A 16577-nucleotide genomic window follows, 5' to 3' on the forward strand; every position below is an offset into this window, starting at 1 on the left:
TCAGTCCTCCAGCGTGCCTGACCTCGCGTCGGCGCTCTTCTTGTCGCCGACCAGCTTCAAGAGATCCTCGCCGGCGCGGATGATGCGGCGCGAGCGGCGGGTCAGGATGACGCCGTCCTGCGGCGCCAGCACTTCGGTGCGGCCGCCGGCCTCGCCCGGTGTGTGGACGATGGTGGCGAGGCGCGCGCCCTTGGCGACTCGGTCGCCGGGCTTGACGTCGTAGAGGATGGCGCCGGCCCGGGGCGCCGGCATCATGTCGATGTTCTCGAGCGGCGCGACGAGGCCCTTGAACGCGCCGGGTGCGGGAAGGGCGGTATCGGCGATGACGCCGCGCGCCGCCAGCAGCCGGTAAAGGCCTTCGGCATCGGAACTTGCCAGCGCGCCGTCGACATCCAGCATGCCACGGTATTCTACCGTGGTGGCAACGCGGCGGTCGAGCTTCGCCACGTTGGCGGGGACGTTCTGGTAGGGCATGATCGTGGCGCCCTCGAAGGTGCCGTCGGTGTCCTCGCTCCACAACACCACGGCGTCGATACCCATGGCGGCGGCGCAATCGGCCATCGCCGGCCACAGGCTGGCGTGGACGTAGAGATAGGCAAGGCCCTCGTCATCGCAATGCAGGTCGAGCACGATGTCGTGGCCGAGCGACAGCTGCACCAGACGGGTCTTCAATCGCTGGTCGGGGGTGCCAAGCGTGGTGTCGGGCAAAAGCTTGGCGTCCGGTGCTGCGAGCAACGGAAAGCCGCGGTTGAAATTGTTGCGGGTGCCGAGATGAAAGCGGCCCTGGTGCTCGCCGAAATGATATTGCGCGCGGCCGATCGGATTGGCCCAGGGCACGACCGTGATGCTGCCCTTGATGCGGCCTTCCGCTTCGGCCTTGTTCAGCGCCGGCATCAGCGCGTCGATGGCGACGACACCAGGCAATTCACCGGCGTGGAGTGCTGCCTGCAGATAGGCCGAGGGTGCGGCCTTATCAGTGCCGGCGAAGCGGAACACCGGGAATTCGTAGGAAACGCCTTCGGTGTCGCCGGCGATGCGTTCGATCGATTTCTGCATGGGATGCCTCCAGGATAAGAGGCAGAACACATGCACTTTTGCCGAAGGGCTGTCGATTGGTCCAGTTCGCGCCGCCATGGGCGCAATGGAATTATTCGGCGGCGGCCGGAACCGTCGTTATCGGCGCCGATCCTTCGAGCGCCTGCGAGACAACGGCTACGCTGACCGCCAGCAGGGCCAGCACCGCGCCGACCAGCGGCAAATGAGCATAGGAAACGCCGGCCGACAGAGCCACGCCGCCGATCCAGGCGCCGCTGGCATTGCCGATATTGAATGCGCCCTGGTTGAGCGTGGCGGCGAGGTTCGGCCCTTCCGAAGCCGCTTCGACGACGCGGATCTGCAGCGGCGGCACGACGACGAAGATCAGCAGTCCCCACAAGAAGACGACGCCGATGGCGACGCTGGCGATAGCGCCGAACTGCATGAAGCCGACAAACAGAACTGCCATCAAAAGCAGCGTGCCGATGACCGTCGGCATCAATTTCCAGTCGGCCAGCCGGCCGCCGATGATGTTGCCTATGGTCATGCCGGCGCCGAACAGCAGCAGGACCCAGGTGACCGCGGAGGTCGACAGGCCGGAGACATCGGTAAGGTAGGGCTTGATGTAGGTGAAGACGGCAAACAGGCTGGCCGAGGCCAGCGAGGCGATCAGCATGGCGAGCCAGACCTGCAGCTTGCCCAGCACGCGCAGTTCGCTGCGCAGGCCGCCGCCGCTCGGTTCGACGACATTGGATGGCACCAGCCAGGCGATGGCGGCAACAGAGATCAGGCCGATGCCGACGACGGCGAAGAAGGTGGAGCGCCAGCCGAAGGCTTCGCCAAGCGCGGTGCCGGCAGGAACGCCGAGAATGTTGGAGAGCGTCAATCCCGCGAACATCATCGCCATGGCGCTGGCGCGCTTGTTGCGCGGCACCAGGCTGGCGGCAACGACGGAACCAATGCCGAAAAAGGCGCCATGACCGAACGCGGTGAAGACGCGCGCGGCCATCAGAAGCCAGTAATTGGGCGCAATGGCGCAGAGCAGATTGCCGACGACGAACATCGCCGTCAGCGCGACCAGCACCGGCTTGCGCGGCAGATGCGCGGTGGCCATGGCGACGATGGGTGCGCCGAAGACGACGCCCAGCGCATAGCCGGTGACCAGCAGGCCGGCCGAGGGGATCGACACGCCGAGATCGGCCGCAACCTCCGGCAACAGGCCCATGATGACGAATTCGGTGGTGCCGATGCAAAAGGACGCAATGGCAAGCGCAAGGATCGGCAAAGGCATGGAAAATCCAGACTGAATCGGTTCAATTCAGACTGAACGAGAAGCCTTGCCGCGCGCAATGCACATTGCTGCAACGCACCAATGCAGAAAGCGCTGAGCTTGACGCGGAGCTATGTCAGGCGAGCGGCTTCAGCTCCTGGGCGATGGTTGGCAACAGCTCCGAGACGTTGGGGTGGATATGCACGGCGCGCGCCAGCGTATCGACCGGCGCCTTGGCGTACATCAGGTCGAGCACGCAGTGCACCGCCTCGTCGCCGCCGGGGCCGAGCACGGAGCAGCCGAGGATTTGCCTGGTGTCGGCATCGACCAGGATCTTCATGAAACCTTGCGTCTCGCCCTTTTCGATGGCGCGGCCGACGCGGGTCATTGGCCGCTGGCCGACCAGCGCCTTGCGCCCGGATTTCTTCACCGCCGCCTCGGTCATGCCGCAGCGGCCGAGCGGCGGATCGATGTAGAGCGCATAGGCCTCGATGCGGTCGCTGACCTTGCGCGGATCGTCGTCGAGCAGATTGGCGGCGACGATCTCATAATCGTTGTAGGAGGTGTGGGTGAAGGCGCCCTTGCCGTTGCAGTCGCCCATTGCCCAGATGCCGGGCACGCTGGTGCGCAGCTGGTCGTCGACGGTGACGAAGCCGCGCAGATCGACCGCGACGCCGGCCTTATCGAGGCCAAGATCGTCGGTGTTGGGGGTGCGGCCGAGTGCCAGAAGCACATGCGAGCCGACCGCCGGCGGCTTGCCGGATGAGAAGGTCACGGCGATGTCCTTGCCCTGTCTGGCAAAGCGGATGTCGTCGGCGCCGACATGGACTTCTATGGCTTCGTTTTCGAGGATCGATAGGATGGCCGCCGACACGTCCTCGTCCTCGCGGCCGGTCAGGCGCGAACTCTTCTCGATGACGGTGACTTCAGAGCCGAAGCGGCGAAACATCTGCGCGAATTCAAGAGAGATGTAGCTGCCGCCGACGACGATGAGATGGCGCGGCAAAACATCGAGATCCATCATCGAGGAGTTGGTGAGGTAGTCGACGTCGTTGACGCCCGGCAGGTCGGGCACCGAGGCGCGGCCGCCGGTGTTGAGGAAGATCTTTTCGGCGGTCAGAAGGTCGTCGCCGACACGCACGGTGTTGGCGGATTCGAAGCGGGCATGGCCGCGATAAAGCGTGCAGCCCTTCATGCCGGCGATCCACGTCTCCAGATTGCTGCGGGAGTCGTTGGTGACCTTGTCCTTGCGCGCCTTGATCCTCTTGTAGTCCACGCCGACAGGGCCTGAGAACGTCACGCCGTAGTCCGCGGCACGCCGCGCCAGATGCGCGGCATAGGCGCTGGCGACCATGGTCTTGGTCGGCATGCAGCCGGTGTTGACGCAGGTGCCGCCGACCAGCTTGCGCTCGATCAGCGCCACGCTCATGCCGGCTGACGTCAGCCGGCCGGCGAGAGGAGGGCCGGCCTGTCCGGCGCCGATGATGATGGCGTCGTATGTCTTGGCGTCTGAGGCTTGGGCAGTCATACCACCGCCGCCACGATCAGCAGGCCGCCGATGATCGCCACCGCGTCCTCGATGAGGGCGGCAGGCAAATCCTTGCCGAAGGCGGCGGCCAACCGGCCGCGCGCTTCGGCGCCGCCATAGGTGCCGATGACGGCACCGATGGCGCCGGCAATCAGGCCGCCAATGGTGGAACCGGCAGTGGCGCCGATCACCGCGCCGCTGAAGGCGCCAAGCAGGATGCGGGCGCCGAATTGCTGCGGCACCTTGCGGCTCGGCGTCGAGGGCAGCTGGTCGGTGACCAGTTCGACGATGGCGAGGATGGTGAAGATACCGACGGCGGCCCAATGGCCCATGAAACTTGCCCAGGTGCCGGCCACCGGCAGCCAGCCGAGATACGCGCCCCAGGCGATCGCGGCCGGCGCGGTCATGGCGCGAAGACCGGCAATGACGCCGATCAGAAGTGCAAGCAAATAGAGCATGTCGATCCCCTCGAAAGCAGGCCCGGGACTGGCCCACGAGGGCAAGCTAGCATAGGTCCTGCGTTTGACGAGAGTAGGCGATGGTGCTTCTTCCATCAGTGAGCATTGTACTTTGGTAAACAGTCGAACACGACGAAGGGACGGAGTCGCTGTGATGGCCGATAGCGAACGCACAAGGATGATTGCAGGCGAATGGTACACCTGCATCGACGACGAACTGGAGGCGCTGCGGGTGATCGCGCGCGATGCGGTGTTCGAGCACAATACGATACCGCCCCAGCAACGCGGCAATATCGGTCCAGCGCTATCGGTGCTGCTCGGCAGCACGGGCGAGGGCGGCCGCATCGAGGCGCCGTTCCACTGCGCCTACGGTTTCAACATCCATCTAGGCGACGGCGCCTTCCTCAATGCCGGCTGCACCATCCTCGACACCGCGCCGGTGCGTATCGGAAGCCGGACGCTTCTCGGCCCCAATGTGCAGATCTACTGCGCCGAGCACCACAAGGAGGCCGCGGGCCGTCAGTCGGGACTGGAGATTGCCCGGCCGGTCACCATCGGCAATGACGCCTGGATCGGCGGCAGCGCCATCATCCTCGGCGGCATCAGCATCGGCAATGGCGTCATAGTCGGCGCCGGCGCGGTGGTGACGCGCGACGTGCCTGACAACACCGCGGTGGTCGGCAATCCGGCGCGGGCGGTCAAGCGGGGCTGAACTCGTCGTGGGCGGTCAGTATGAAGCCGTGCGTGCCATACGCTCGTCCGGACCGGCTCGCCGCGAGAATTCACGCCGGTATTGGGCCGGTGACGTCTTGAGCCGTGCGGCGAAATGCTGGCGCAGCGAGGTGGCGCTGCCGAAGCCGGCTTCGAAGGCCACCATGTCCATCGATTTTTCCGTCGCCTCCAGCAGCCGTTGCGCCAGTTCGATGCGTTGGCCGGCCAACCATTCGCCAAAGCTGGTGCCGATCGATTTCTGGAAACGGCGGGTGAAAGTGCGCCGGGTCAGGCCCGCGGCCTCCGCGACGCGGTCGAGGTTGTGCGTTTGTCCGAGCGTTGCCCGCACCGTGTCGAGCGCCAGGGTGAAGCGGTCGGTGGCCGGGGTTTTCGCCAGCGGGCGCTCGATGAACTGCGCTTGCCCACCCTGCCGGTGCGGCGACAGCACGATGTGCCTTGCCAGCCGCAGCGCTACCTCTGCGCCATAGCGGGCGCGCACAATGTGCAGGCAGCAATCGAGCCCGGCGGCGACGCCGGCCGAGGTGACGATGTCGCCGTCGTCGACATAGAGCACATCGGCGTCGACGGCGATATCGGGATGAAGCGCCTGCAACTGGTCCGTATAGGCCCAGTGCGTGGTCGCTTTCCGGCCCGAAAGCAGGCCGGCGGCGGCAAGGGCAAAAGTGCCTAGACAGAGCCCGACGATGAGCGCGCCGCGCCGGTGCGCACGGCCGAGCGCTTCCTTCAAGGGCTTGGCGAGAGGAGCTTCGAGATCCTTCCAACTCGGGACGATGACGATATCGGCGTCATCGAGCGCGGACAGCCCATGCGGCACGAGGATGCTCAGCCCCGCGTCGGTCTGGATCATGCCTTCCTCGACCCCGCAGACACGGAAGTCGAAGCGCGGCAGGCCGAGCTTGGTGCGGTCGGCGCCGAACACCAGGCACGGCACGGAGAGATGGAACGGGCTGATGCCGTCAAAGGCGAGAACGGCAATGATCGGATCGGTCATGAGAAGTATCCAGCAAGGAAGGGACAATTGTCCCAATTCTTTCGAATGATGTCAATCGGGACACTTTTGGCAACAGGGCGATCCGCCTAGTTTCGGCCCGTCCCATTCAAGCCTGAGAGGAAAACACCATGTCCGCCAACACCCCGCGCCGCGCGCTCATCGTCATCGATGTCCAGAACGACTATGACGGCGGCGACCTCGCCATCCAGTATCCGCCGTTCCGCGACAGCGTCGTCAATGTCGCGCGCGCCATGGATGCCGCCGCTGCGGCCGGCGTGAAGGTGGTGGTCGTCAAGCAGATGGCGCCCGAGACCTCGCCAGTCTTCGCCAAGGGCAGCCATGGCGGCGAACTGCATCCCGAGATCGCCCGGCGAAGCCGCGACCACTATGTCGAGAAGTCACTGCCTAGCGCCTTTGCCGGCACCGACCTCGAGGCGTGGCTGCGCGCCAATACCATCGATACGATAACGGTGATCGGCTACATGACGCATAATTGCGACCTGTCGACCATCATCCACGCTGCGCATGTCGGCTTTGCGGTCGAGTTCTTGTCCGACGCCACCGGTTCGCTGCCTTACGCCAACAGCGCCGGCTACGCCTCGGCCGAGGAGATCCACCGCGTGGTGAGCATCATCCTGCAGTCGCGCTTTGCGGCCGTGCTCAAGACCGCCGAATGGATCGATTGCCTGAAGACCGGTGCTTTGCCCGAACGCGACACGCCTTATGCGTCCAACCAGCGCGCGCTGGCGCGCAACGCCGCATAGGCAATCTGCGCCCGAAAAGCAAAAGGGCGGCCAGTGGCCGCCCTTCTTGGATCTCGCAACGATCTCGAAACTTTCAGAACAGGCCTTCGATCTGGCCGGCCTCGTTGAGGAAGATCTTTTCCGAGGACGGCGCCTTGGGCAGGCCGGGCATGGTCATGACCTCACCGCAGATGACGACGACGAAGCCGGCGCCCGCCGAAAGCCTGACCTCGCGCACCGGCACGGTGTGGCCGGTCGGCGCGCCGCGCAGGTTCGGGTCGGTCGAGAAGGAATACTGGGTCTTGGCCATGCAGACCGGCAACTTGCCGTAGCCGGCGTCTTCCCAGGCCCTGAGCTGGTCGCGCACCGACTTGTCGGCGATCGCCTCCGAGCCGCGATAGATGCGCTGGACGATGGTGTTGATCTTCTCGAACAGCGGCATGTCATCGGGATAGAGCGGCGCGAACTGCGACGCCCCGGATTCAGCCAGCGCCACCACCTTGTTGGCGAGCTCCTCGATGCCCGCGGAGCCATTGGCCCAGTGCTTGCACAGGATCGCCTCCTCGCCCATCGAGGCGACATAGTTCTTCATCGCCTGGATCTCGGCGTCGGTGTCGGAATAGAAGTGGTTGATCGCAACCACCGCCGGCACGCCGAACTGACGGATGTTCTCGATGTGGCGGCCAAGGTTGGCGCAGCCCTTCTTCACCGCCTCGACGTTTTCCTTGCCGAGGTCTTCCTTCTTGACGCCGCCATTCATCTTCATGGCGCGCACGGTGGCGACGATGACGGCAGCCGCCGGCTTCAAACCCGCCTTGCGGCACTTGATGTCGAAGAATTTTTCGGCTCCGAGGTCGGCGCCGAAGCCGGCTTCGGTGACGACGTAGTCAGCGAGCTTCAGCGCCGTGGTGGTGGCGACCACCGAGTTGCAGCCATGCGCGATGTTGGCGAACGGGCCGCCATGCACGAAGGCAGGGTTGTTCTCCAGCGTCTGCACCAGGTTTGGTTGCATGGCGTCCTTCAACAGCACCGCCATGGCGCCATCGGCCTTCAAGTCGCGGGCATAGACCGGCGTCTTGTCGCGGCGGTAGGCGACGATGATGTCGCCGAGGCGCTTTTCCAGATCCTTGAGGTCGGTGGAAAGGCACAGGATAGCCATGACTTCCGAGGCGACGGTGATGTCGAAGCCGGCCTCGCGCGGATAGCCGTTGGCGACGCCGCCGAGCGAGCAGATGATTTCGCGCAGCGCCCGGTCGTTCATGTCCATGACGCGGCGCCAGGCGACGCGGCGGGTGTCGATGCCGAGCTCATTGCCCCAGTAGATGTGGTTGTCGATCAGCGCTGACAGAAGGTTGTGCGCCGTGGTGATGGCGTGGAAGTCGCCGGTGAAGTGGAGGTTCATGTCCTCCATCGGCACGACCTGCGCGTAGCCGCCGCCGGCAGCACCGCCCTTGACGCCGAAATTCGGGCCGAGCGAAGCCTCGCGGATGCAGACGATCGCCTTCTTGCCGATGCGGTTCAGACCGTCACCAAGGCCGACGGTGGTGGTCGTCTTGCCTTCGCCGGCCGGCGTCGGGTTGATGGCGGTGACGAGGATCAGCTTGCCGTCCTTGTTGCCCTTCACCGATTTGATGAATTCGGCCGAAATCTTCGCCTTGTCGTGGCCGTAGGGCAAAAGGTGCTCGGTCGGGATGCCGATCTTCTGGCCGATCTCCTGGATCTGCTTTTTCTTGGCGCCGCGCGCGATCTCGATGTCGGACTTCACTTCGGCCATGACGGCTTTCCTTCGGATTGGACGGTGGAGGGGACGGGTTTGATCTCACTCGCAGGCATGTTGAACCCGGGCGCGGGCATGTTCTAACCCTGTCGCTCCCGCGGCGTCAACTTGCATGCAACTATGTTTCCTATGAAGAAAGTGTCTCCGCGGCCGGCCGACCTGTCGCCGGTTCTTCCTGGCTCCGTTGCCGCGCCGTATAGAAGCCAGAGGACGCGACGTTCCGCCGTCTCAAAACAGCCGCCCAATGCACGGAATGCGACAGAGGCGACGGCGCAAATTCGCCATCGCTCGCCGGGAAAGCTGTGAACGCTACTGAGTCAGGACGTTGCTGATCTCGACCATGTTGGAGCGCACGCGAAGCACGTAGAAACCCATCGTCGTCAAGTGCGTCGGCATGATCCAGCCATCCTCGCGGCCATTGGCGATGATGAAGGGCTGGATGCGCAGCGCCGAGACGAATTGCGCATCCATCGTGTCCCACAGATTGCTGAGATGCTTTTCCTTGATGACGTCCTCGAAGTCGGCCTGGGCGCCTTTCATCAGGCCGTAATAGGCATAGAGCTGGCCATAGGCGAACCAGAAGCGGTCATCGGCGCGGAAGTCGAACCAGCCATTGTTGTGGTTTTCGGCGCGCTCCTTGAGGATCGCGGAGGTGGAGCCGATGTCGGAGGAGATGCGGTCGATATACTGCTTCAGATTGTCGGCGCGGGCATCGAACGTCGCCTGGCAGCTGCCGAGGCGGGCGTTGAAGGAGCGCAGCTTGGTGACGGCATCGCGATAATAGCTCGGCGTCGGCGTCTTGGGGCCGAACGGGTTGATGCCGAAATACCAGGTCTCCTCGTCGAACTGCAGATTGCCGCGCGCATCCTGCAGGTCGCCGTCGATCTGCGATGTGGTGCGAACACGCCCGAGATTGTCGGCAAGCTCGGTGGCGGTGCGCCGCACCGCCTGGTTGATGCCGCGCTGGAACGAGGCCTTGTTGTCCATGAACGGCGTGTTGTCCCAGTCGATGCCGAACAGGCCGAGTTTGTAGAGGATCATCGACGAGATCCAGGCATTCTGGTTGACGTTGAAGTCCGTCAGGTCGGCCGCCACCTGGGCGATGCCCGAATTGCCGCAGGTCTTGGCGGTGTCGGTGCCGGCGCCGGCGGCGACCTGTTCGCCGGCGGAAATGTTGCGGTTCTCGAAGGTGTATTTGTCGACGTAGTTGGGATCGAACTTGTTCCACCACTGGGTGGCGTAGAAGAAATTGGCGTAGAGGCCGATCAACACCAGAAGCGCGAGGCCGACCACAGCCTTCAGGATCCAGCCGCGCTGCGTATACCAGCGCCCAGCCCAGAGGAACGGCCACAGGATCGCGCCGATGACGAGGCCGATGCCGCGGCCTATCCATTGGAAGATGCGGGTGAAGAAATTCACGATCGGATCAAGCATGGCTCTCGTTCACCCCTCAGTCAGTCAGGCCGTAAAGGCGCGTGCGAAACGCCACTTTGTCTTTCAAATATGTGGTTTTCAGAACGTCCACAACATGCGACCGCCAGGCGTCGCTGTAGCCGTCATAGTCCTTGTAGAAGCCCGGCTTGTTGAAGACGTAACGCGAGACGAAGTCCTGCGGCACGAAATCCGAGATCAGCTGGTTGGTCAGCCAGGCGTCGGGATGGTCGGGCTTGCCACGCACGACCAGGAAGCGCTGTTGCGGAAACACATCCTCGATCTTGAGATGGCCGAGCTGGGCGATCTCACGCTTGGCGGCGTTGAGAAAGGGGAAATTGCCGTCCTTGGTGATCAGATCGGCATGGCCATGGATCCAGGTCTGCAGCCAGACCTTGTCGACCTCGGTCAAATTGCGGTTCGGCTCTGTGTCGCGGATGAGAGCGCGCACCACCATCTCGGCGCGATGCTCGAGATAGCCCGAGCTTTCGACCCATGACGCGCGGGGCAGTTCGATGCGGCCGGTGCTGGCCAGGAACTTGAACACCTTGTCGGCATCGTTGATCGAGAGATAGCTGACCTGCCAGGGCCGCGAACGGCGAAAGCCGGGGGCGGCCGGGTCGCCGATGACGGTGGTCATATCAGGATCGACGAAGACGTAGACGCCGCCGAAATGGCTGGTCCAGTAGGCGTTGTGGCGGAAGATCACCTGGTCGGGCACCAGCGCATTCTCACGGATATCGCCGCAGACCTTCGCCAGCTCCACCATACGGCTCAGCATGGTGTTGTCGCGCCAGGCATCGGGCTCCTGCTTCAGCCGGTCGACCAGCTTGCCGAGTTCGGCGGCCTTGCCCAGCACGTCCTCGGCCGAAAGCACCCTGAACTCGACCTGGCTGATCGACAGCAGATCCTCGATGTCGTTGACCAGGGGAACGGAATCCTCGATCTCGCCGTAGATGACATCCTTGATGGTCAGCGCATCGATGGCGCGCTGGTTCTTGGACATGAACTCGAACATCAGCTGCGAGGTGTTGGAAAAGGCGGTGTGCACCACCGGCAGATCGATCTGCGACGGCGTCAGGATGATGAAGCGGCGGTTGACCTCGTTGGGATCGAGATAGTCGTAGTCGCCGCATTCCTCGGCCACTTCGGGCGAGAAGCCGGTGCGGTCGATCTGGAAGCTCTTCAGCTTGGTCGGTTTGAGGCCAAAGGCGACAAGCGCCTTGTTGTAACGCTGGATGAGGTGCGACTCGTCGACCGTCAGCAGACGGCCGTAGATCAGCTCATTGTCGCGCAGGAGGTCGGGTTTTTTGGCGTGGCTCATGCAGAACGTTCCGAGCGGCGTTGCCTGTTGTGGCGAAGGGCCAACGCTGACGCCTCCCTCTCCCCGTTCTTCACGGGGGGAGGGTAAGGGTGAGGGGCAGCGCTAGCATTCAAGGACATGTCTCCCCATGGCCTTTGGCGGCAATAAATCGAAGATCATTGGTCCGGATGTGCCGATCGAGGCGCTGTTCGATAGCTGCCAGTATGGTCGTAGCGATCTCTGGTCCACACATGCGCCGCCCCTCACCCTTGCCCTCGCCCCGTGAAGGACGGGGAGAAGGGGGGCGTCAGCGTTAGCGCCAAGCCTTTCAGCACCCGCGGGCAGCGAAGGAAGCTCACGCATTCCAGAGCCCCTTCTTCTTCATCTCCTCCATCTCGCGCCCCGCCCGTTCGCGCAGGCGTGCGTCGCGCAGCAGCTTCTCCACCGCGGCGTCGTCGGATTTGTCGGAATAGCGGAACTCTGAGTCGGCGTAGCGGTTGATCTCCTGCATGACCATGTCCATCGAGAACGGCCCCCGCAGTTCCTCGATCATGGCCTTCTTTTCGTCGTAGCCCTTGTGCATGAAGGCTTCCGGCTTCTCGAACCAGTCGTCGGGCAGCTCGATGTCCATGGCGCGCATCTTGATGGCGTCGGTGACGTTCTTGATGGCTCGGCCGGTGAAGCGCGGCTCGGCATCCTTGATCAGGTGCAGATAAGTGCCGATGTCGGCCATCGATTTCGGCGCGCCATTCTCCTTCATGTAGCGCTCATAGACCTTCATCAGCCCGTCTTCCTGAGGCTTCTCGTGCTTCTCATAGGCTTCGGTCACCGCGCGCTGGATCTCCTGCGCGGCGTAGAGCTTGTGGTCGCCGAGTGGGATCTTGTGGTTCTTGCCGGCAAGCAGGACGAAGATGTCGATATAGTCGTCGCGGCTCTGTGGGCCGTCGACCAGCCAGCGGGCCCCGGCGCGCTGGCGCAGCGCATCGTCGACATTTTCGGGATAGTTGGAAAACATGCCGAACGAGCAATTGCCGCGCACCACCGTGCCGGCGCCGGCAAAGGCGTCCATCAAGACGCCGGTGATTTCCTGTTGGCCGGCCGAGGCGCGGTCGTCGGAGCGGCGGGCCGCCACCTGGTCGATGTCGTCGACGGTGCCGAAACCGATGACACGTGGGTTCAAGACATTGTTGATGAACTGGCGGCAATTCTGGCCGGATTTGCCTTGGTAGGACGAGATCTGGTCGACGCCGAAATTCTCATAGGCGAAGGGATAGCCGGCAACCTGGCAATAATTGTTGACGAGGCCGGCGATCATCTGGATCAGCGTCGTCTTGCCGGTGCCCGGCGCGCCATCGCCGATGAAGGTGAAGAGGAAGCCGCCGAGCTCGACGAACGGGTTCAGCTCGCGCTCGAAATCATAGGCCATCAGCATCTTGGCGAGCTTGACCGACTGGTATTTGGCGATGTGGTTGCCGACGACCTCTTCGGGCTTCTTGAAGGTCATCACCAGCGGTTTCGAACGCTTGCCGGGCGCGACGTCGAAGCCGTCGAGGGTGAAATCGTCGGCGTCGATGCGGATATGGGCGTTCTCGAACGGACCGATGCCGTCGAAGCGGCCTTTGCGGGCCAGCAGCCCATCAATGGCGACCCGTGCAAAAGCTCGCGCGCGCGTCGTCAGGTCGCCATCGTCCTTGGAGCCTGCAATCGCCTTGTCCAACCCGGCGACGATCGACTTCACCGCGTCCTGCGGCGTGTCGAACAGGAAGTCCGGTTCGGGGATATCGTTGGGAGCCTCGCCGTCGCTGTCGATCAGCTGGAACAGGTAAGAGGCGAGGCTGAAGGCTGAAACGTAAGCCGAGGCTGACAGAAGCTTCTTGAAGGTCGCCGCCTCATCGCCCTCAAGAGGCGCGCGGGTGTTCTTGGCCTGGAGGCTTTCGAGGTCGGAGCCCTCGGCGAAGACGTCGGAGATGGCGAGCGCAATCGCCAGGCCGCGGCGGGCGCGGAACAGCAGCGTGTGCTGCGGGATGCTCATCAACTGGTCGTCGGGATGGATCGCGGCGACGGTCTTGGTAAGCTCGACCTCGCGGGTACGGCGCACCGAGCCGACCGAGACGGTGGAGACGAAGCGGCGGTTGGTGCCGGCAAGCGCGGTGCCGGATTCGCGTGAAGGATCCTCCAGCACGACGACGCGAGTGATGAAGCTTTGCGCGGTTGCGCGGTGCTTTTCGATAGCCGCTTCCGGAATGGTGGTCAGGCCGGTGTCCATGAAGGATGCTCCGCGATGTGACGGTCAGACATCTGAAATCACCTGCCCATTTGACAGGATGTGAACCTTGTAGCCGGAAAAGATCTTTTGAGCTTCGCCGGCGGCGTAGAGTGCTTGATAGGCTTCGTGCGGGATCAGGGCGTGGTTCTCGTAGCTCGACACACCCTGGCGCGCGGCTTCGAGATCGTCGGTGTTGATAAAGAATTCCTGCGTGGTCTTCTCGCTCGAAAACAGGCCCTTGCGGCCGGGTTTCTCGCCCTTGGAGTAGACCTCCTGGATGGTCCAGGTGAGCAGCCAGGCATTTTCCGGTTTGCGCACCTTGGCCAGCACCTCGGTCACGGTCGAATTGTTGTCCGTAATGCCTGCGGAATAAAAGGGGCCGAGCACGACGCGGCGCAGCTGCTTAGGGTGCAGCGGCTCGAAATCCTTGTCGAGATTGACCGCAATCGTTGCGGGCGAAAGCGTGTAGGCGGAATTCTTCTCGGTGAAATCGTCGAAGCGATGGGCGAGTTCGGGGTTGAGCAGGCCGTCCACCGGCAGCGGGATGTCGACCCGTTCATTGAGCTTGCCGTTGCTGTCAACGAGCTGCCGGATCATGCTTTCGGAAGAATCCTCCACCGTCACCATGTAGACGAGCGGCAGGTTGGCGCTGCCGTCGAAGCTCGCCCAGTGCACGAGGTAATAGGGACGCCCGGTCTTTGGATTGACCGAGACCTTGGCCGTCTGCGCCAGCGAGAACGGGCCAAAAGTCTGTTCGCTCTTGACGTCCTCGAGATAGAGCCGCTCGGCCATCGACTTCTGCAGCGCTTCGGGGAATTCCTTGTGGCGCAGGATGAAGTCGGCCATTTCCTCGCGCAATTCGCCGGCCAGCGGAATGTTGGCCAGCCGCGCCTCGGCCTGGCGGCGGTCATTTTCCAGTTCGAGCAGGTTCTGGAAGACGGGATAGCCGCTGTCGGCGCGCGAAATGCGGAACGTGTCCATGAAGCCGAGCCGGTTGCGCCAGCAGGAAAACGATTTGTCCAGCCGGGCAATGTATTCGGCGACGATCTTGGCAACGATGCCGTGCCGGTAAAGCGGCGAGCGGTCGTCGCGCATGAACACTTCAAGGCCGCTGAGTGCCGCCGTGATGGCGGAAAAATAGCGCGCCGCCGCTTCGTTTTCGGGAGTCATGCCGGTGTGCCCGCGTGCAGCCGCTCCTTACGACTGCACGTAGTTGGCCGAATTGTGCTTCTTCATCACGTCGTCGAAACGGCGGGCGAAGGCGTCGTCGGCGAGCTTCTTGCGGCGCTGGATGTCGGAGCTGGCGACCATGTTCTTCTCGTGCATTTCGAGAAGATCGCCGATGTGCTTTTGCGAGGCGGCGCCAATGCCGGCCATGGTCTCTTCGGCGGTGTTGTCGACCTGGCTGCCCAGCGTGTTGATTTTGTGGGCGACATCCTGCTGGGCGGCGGTCTTCAAGGAATCTTCCAGTGCCTTGTAGAGCACGATGCGCTGCTCGGTATCGATGGTCAGCTTGTTGATAAGCGTCGACTGCGCTGCGATCTGATTGTTGAGCGAATCGACGAAGGTCTGGAACATCGAGGTGTAGCGTTCCAGCGTCTGGCTTTCGGCCAGAAGCTCCTGCTCCTTGGCCTGCTTTTCATTGTATTCGGTCGCCAGTTTCGAGCGCTCGCCCTCAAGATGCGTGCGCTCCTTCTGACTGGTAGAAGCGGCGATCTTGTTTTCGATGTCGAGCAGCAGCGGATTGACCTCCTCGATGCGCTTCTGCACCGCCTCGAGGTTGGTCATGGTGACCTTGCGGCGCTCGATCACCTGCGACAGGCTGTTTTCCGAGGTCTTGTAGCGCTGGTCGAGGACCTCTTTCTGCGCTTTCAGGATGCCGACGATGGTGTCGGACTTGACCAGAAGCTCCTGCAGATTGCCGGCCAGCGACATGTTGCGGACGCGGTCGGTGCGCATGCGCTGCTTGCGTTGCGCCGAGAAGACGCCGACGAAGCTTTCCCAGCCGGTGTAGTTCTTCATGCTCTCGAATTCGGTGCCGAAGACGTTGGTGGCGTCTTCCAGCCCGATGATCAGGTCGGCAATGTTGCCTTCCATCACCTTCTGCTGCTTCAGCACGTCCTCAATGCGGGCATTCTCGATGTCGAAATTGGCGTCGCCGATCTTCTTGTCGGCGGTGGCCAGCGTATCAAGCACCGTGCCCGACTGCTCGATCTTGGAGCGCATGTCCTGCACGACCTGCCTGGTCTTGGCAATTTCGGCATCGAAATTCTGCAATGTCGCCATAGGGGCCTCCCGCTTCGGCTTCCGGTCGCTGGCTGCGAACAGCGGCGAATATATGTGGGGTATCAGGGGATTGAAAGACGCAAGACAAGACCCGCCCCGAAAACAAAAACATACGCGGTCGTCTTGAAAGGCAATGAAGGCGGGGTCATGGCGTGATTAACCAGCCGGCCAAGTATTGTTCAACCGTCATTGAACTTTGGCGTCTGCGAAGCAGTCGATCTCGGACAGTGTAGGTGTCCGAATTCGATAGAGGGCCCAATGAGTTGCAAGCGCGAGATCACGCTACGCATCGCGCCCGTTCAAGGCTTCGGATCGGCCTTCAGATAGGCGATGACGTTGGCGATGTCCTCGTCGCTGCTCAGGCCGGAGAAGCCCATCCTGTTGCCGGGTACTTTCAGCTTGGGAGCGCCAAGATAGGCTTTGAGGTTGGCTTCGTCCCAGACGAGGCCGGCCGCGCCGGCGTCCTTCATGGCCTGCGAATAGTTGAAATTCTGGGCGGTGCCGGCGGTGCGGCCGACGATACCGAGGAGATGCGGGCCGACCTTGTCGCGGTCGCTTGCCGCCTCGTGGCAGGCCATGCAGCGGTAGAACACTTTCTTGCCAAGTGCTGCATCGCCGTCGGCCTGCGCGGCGAGGATACCGGCCAAGTAAATGACAAGGGCTGATGAAATGGCTCGAAGCATGGCGGTTCCCGGCTGGCTATGGCTGAGGGCAAAATAGGCTGCAGGCCTTAACAAACGCAGTATGGCGGCTGGAT

15 protein-coding genes are annotated in these 16577 nt (G+C 63.0%); 3 read left to right on the plus strand and 12 right to left on the minus strand.

The window, feature by feature from the left end:
- The 4 genes from ACYG9Y_RS03230 to ACYG9Y_RS03245 form a co-directional block, all read right to left on the minus strand.
- Nucleotides 1–1056: a succinylglutamate desuccinylase/aspartoacylase family protein gene (locus ACYG9Y_RS03230; protein WP_023737781.1), complete on the minus strand. Its 1056-nt coding sequence runs from the start codon at nucleotides 1054–1056 to the stop codon at nucleotides 1–3.
- A gap of 91 nt (nucleotides 1057–1147) precedes the next feature.
- Complete coding sequence (locus ACYG9Y_RS03235) at nucleotides 1148–2326, minus strand: MFS transporter (RefSeq protein WP_023737782.1); 1179 nt, start codon at nucleotides 2324–2326, stop codon at nucleotides 1148–1150.
- Between the two features lie 115 nt (nucleotides 2327–2441).
- Nucleotides 2442–3833: an FAD-containing oxidoreductase gene (locus tag ACYG9Y_RS03240; RefSeq protein WP_023737783.1), complete on the minus strand. Its 1392-nt coding sequence runs from the start codon at nucleotides 3831–3833 to the stop codon at nucleotides 2442–2444.
- Nucleotides 3830–4291, minus strand: a complete 462-nt coding sequence (locus tag ACYG9Y_RS03245) for a membrane protein (protein WP_023695827.1) — start codon at nucleotides 4289–4291, stop codon at nucleotides 3830–3832. Before ACYG9Y_RS03245 ends, ACYG9Y_RS03240 begins: the two co-directional genes overlap by 4 nt.
- A gap of 154 nt (nucleotides 4292–4445) precedes the next feature.
- Here ACYG9Y_RS03245 and ACYG9Y_RS03250 point away from each other — a divergent pair, with 154 nt between their 5' ends.
- Nucleotides 4446–5003, plus strand: a complete 558-nt coding sequence (locus ACYG9Y_RS03250; RefSeq protein WP_023737784.1) for a sugar O-acetyltransferase — start codon at nucleotides 4446–4448, stop codon at nucleotides 5001–5003.
- A gap of 15 nt (nucleotides 5004–5018) precedes the next feature.
- On the opposite strand, the gene ACYG9Y_RS03255 is transcribed toward ACYG9Y_RS03250, so the two are convergent.
- Entirely contained in the window at nucleotides 5019–6014 is a 996-nt protein-coding gene (locus ACYG9Y_RS03255) for a GlxA family transcriptional regulator (protein ID WP_023749107.1), read from the minus strand.
- Between the two features lie 128 nt (nucleotides 6015–6142).
- On the opposite strand from ACYG9Y_RS03255, the gene ACYG9Y_RS03260 reads away from it, so the two are divergent.
- Nucleotides 6143–6778, plus strand: a complete 636-nt coding sequence (locus tag ACYG9Y_RS03260; RefSeq protein WP_023737788.1) for a cysteine hydrolase family protein — start codon at nucleotides 6143–6145, stop codon at nucleotides 6776–6778.
- 73 nt (nucleotides 6779–6851) lie between these two features.
- On the opposite strand, the gene ACYG9Y_RS03265 is transcribed toward ACYG9Y_RS03260, so the two are convergent.
- From ACYG9Y_RS03265 to ACYG9Y_RS03275, 3 genes are all read right to left on the minus strand, one after another.
- The gene (locus tag ACYG9Y_RS03265; RefSeq protein WP_023737789.1) at nucleotides 6852–8531 is read right to left on the minus strand and encodes a formate--tetrahydrofolate ligase; all 1680 of its coding nucleotides are present in this window, start codon (nucleotides 8529–8531) and stop codon (nucleotides 6852–6854) included.
- A gap of 312 nt (nucleotides 8532–8843) precedes the next feature.
- On the minus strand, nucleotides 8844–9968 hold the full coding sequence (locus tag ACYG9Y_RS03270; RefSeq protein WP_023737790.1) for a DUF2333 family protein: 1125 nt from the start codon (nucleotides 9966–9968) through the stop codon (nucleotides 8844–8846).
- A gap of 16 nt (nucleotides 9969–9984) precedes the next feature.
- Nucleotides 9985–11289 carry a DUF6638 family protein gene (locus ACYG9Y_RS03275; protein WP_023737791.1) on the minus strand — a complete coding sequence of 435 codons (1305 nt, stop codon included), beginning with the start codon at nucleotides 11287–11289 and terminating at the stop codon, nucleotides 9985–9987.
- A 127-nt stretch (nucleotides 11290–11416) separates the two neighbouring features.
- Here ACYG9Y_RS03275 and ACYG9Y_RS03280 point away from each other — a divergent pair, with 127 nt between their 5' ends.
- Nucleotides 11417–11554: a hypothetical protein gene (locus ACYG9Y_RS03280; RefSeq protein WP_023686163.1), complete on the plus strand. Its 138-nt coding sequence runs from the start codon at nucleotides 11417–11419 to the stop codon at nucleotides 11552–11554.
- Between the two features lie 69 nt (nucleotides 11555–11623).
- Here the strand turns inward: ACYG9Y_RS03280 and ACYG9Y_RS03285 are convergent, their stop codons facing one another.
- The 4 genes from ACYG9Y_RS03285 to ACYG9Y_RS03300 form a co-directional block, all read right to left on the minus strand.
- Nucleotides 11624–13534, minus strand: a complete 1911-nt coding sequence (locus ACYG9Y_RS03285) for an ATP-binding protein (protein WP_023737792.1) — start codon at nucleotides 13532–13534, stop codon at nucleotides 11624–11626.
- Nucleotides 13535–13558: 24 nt separating this feature from the next.
- Nucleotides 13559–14704, minus strand: a complete 1146-nt coding sequence (locus ACYG9Y_RS03290) for a hypothetical protein (protein WP_023683666.1) — start codon at nucleotides 14702–14704, stop codon at nucleotides 13559–13561.
- 27 nt (nucleotides 14705–14731) lie between these two features.
- Nucleotides 14732–15820 (minus strand): hypothetical protein, encoded by a 1089-nt coding sequence (locus tag ACYG9Y_RS03295; RefSeq protein WP_023737793.1) that lies wholly within the window; start codon nucleotides 15818–15820, stop codon nucleotides 14732–14734.
- A 299-nt stretch (nucleotides 15821–16119) separates the two neighbouring features.
- Nucleotides 16120–16503 carry a c-type cytochrome gene (locus tag ACYG9Y_RS03300; RefSeq protein ID WP_023737794.1) on the minus strand — a complete coding sequence of 128 codons (384 nt, stop codon included), beginning with the start codon at nucleotides 16501–16503 and terminating at the stop codon, nucleotides 16120–16122.
- Nucleotides 16504–16577 lie beyond the last annotated feature (74 nt).

Source organism: Mesorhizobium sp. W050, assembly GCF_054719535.1.

Coding starts and splice junctions, on each gene's coding strand:
- ACYG9Y_RS03275 (WP_023737791.1), bottom strand. CDS start 11,289: ATGAGCCACGCCAAAAAACCCGACCTCCTGCGCGACAATGAGCTGATC.
- ACYG9Y_RS03265 (WP_023737789.1), bottom strand. CDS start 8,531: ATGGCCGAAGTGAAGTCCGACATCGAGATCGCGCGCGGCGCCAAGAAA.
- ACYG9Y_RS03255 (WP_023749107.1), bottom strand. CDS start 6,014: ATGACCGATCCGATCATTGCCGTTCTCGCCTTTGACGGCATCAGCCCG.
- ACYG9Y_RS03235 (WP_023737782.1), bottom strand. CDS start 2,326: ATGCCTTTGCCGATCCTTGCGCTTGCCATTGCGTCCTTTTGCATCGGC.
- ACYG9Y_RS03240 (WP_023737783.1), bottom strand. CDS start 3,833: ATGACTGCCCAAGCCTCAGACGCCAAGACATACGACGCCATCATCATC.
- ACYG9Y_RS03245 (WP_023695827.1), bottom strand. CDS start 4,291: ATGCTCTATTTGCTTGCACTTCTGATCGGCGTCATTGCCGGTCTTCGC.
- ACYG9Y_RS03290 (WP_023683666.1), bottom strand. CDS start 14,704: ATGACTCCCGAAAACGAAGCGGCGGCGCGCTATTTTTCCGCCATCACG.
- ACYG9Y_RS03285 (WP_023737792.1), bottom strand. CDS start 13,534: ATGGACACCGGCCTGACCACCATTCCGGAAGCGGCTATCGAAAAGCAC.
- ACYG9Y_RS03260 (WP_023737788.1), top strand. CDS start 6,143: ATGTCCGCCAACACCCCGCGCCGCGCGCTCATCGTCATCGATGTCCAG.
- ACYG9Y_RS03250 (WP_023737784.1), top strand. CDS start 4,446: ATGGCCGATAGCGAACGCACAAGGATGATTGCAGGCGAATGGTACACC.
- ACYG9Y_RS03295 (WP_023737793.1), bottom strand. CDS start 15,820: ATGGCGACATTGCAGAATTTCGATGCCGAAATTGCCAAGACCAGGCAG.
- ACYG9Y_RS03230 (WP_023737781.1), bottom strand. CDS start 1,056: ATGCAGAAATCGATCGAACGCATCGCCGGCGACACCGAAGGCGTTTCC.
- ACYG9Y_RS03270 (WP_023737790.1), bottom strand. CDS start 9,968: ATGCTTGATCCGATCGTGAATTTCTTCACCCGCATCTTCCAATGGATA.
- ACYG9Y_RS03280 (WP_023686163.1), top strand. CDS start 11,417: ATGGCCTTTGGCGGCAATAAATCGAAGATCATTGGTCCGGATGTGCCG.
- ACYG9Y_RS03300 (WP_023737794.1), bottom strand. CDS start 16,503: ATGCTTCGAGCCATTTCATCAGCCCTTGTCATTTACTTGGCCGGTATC.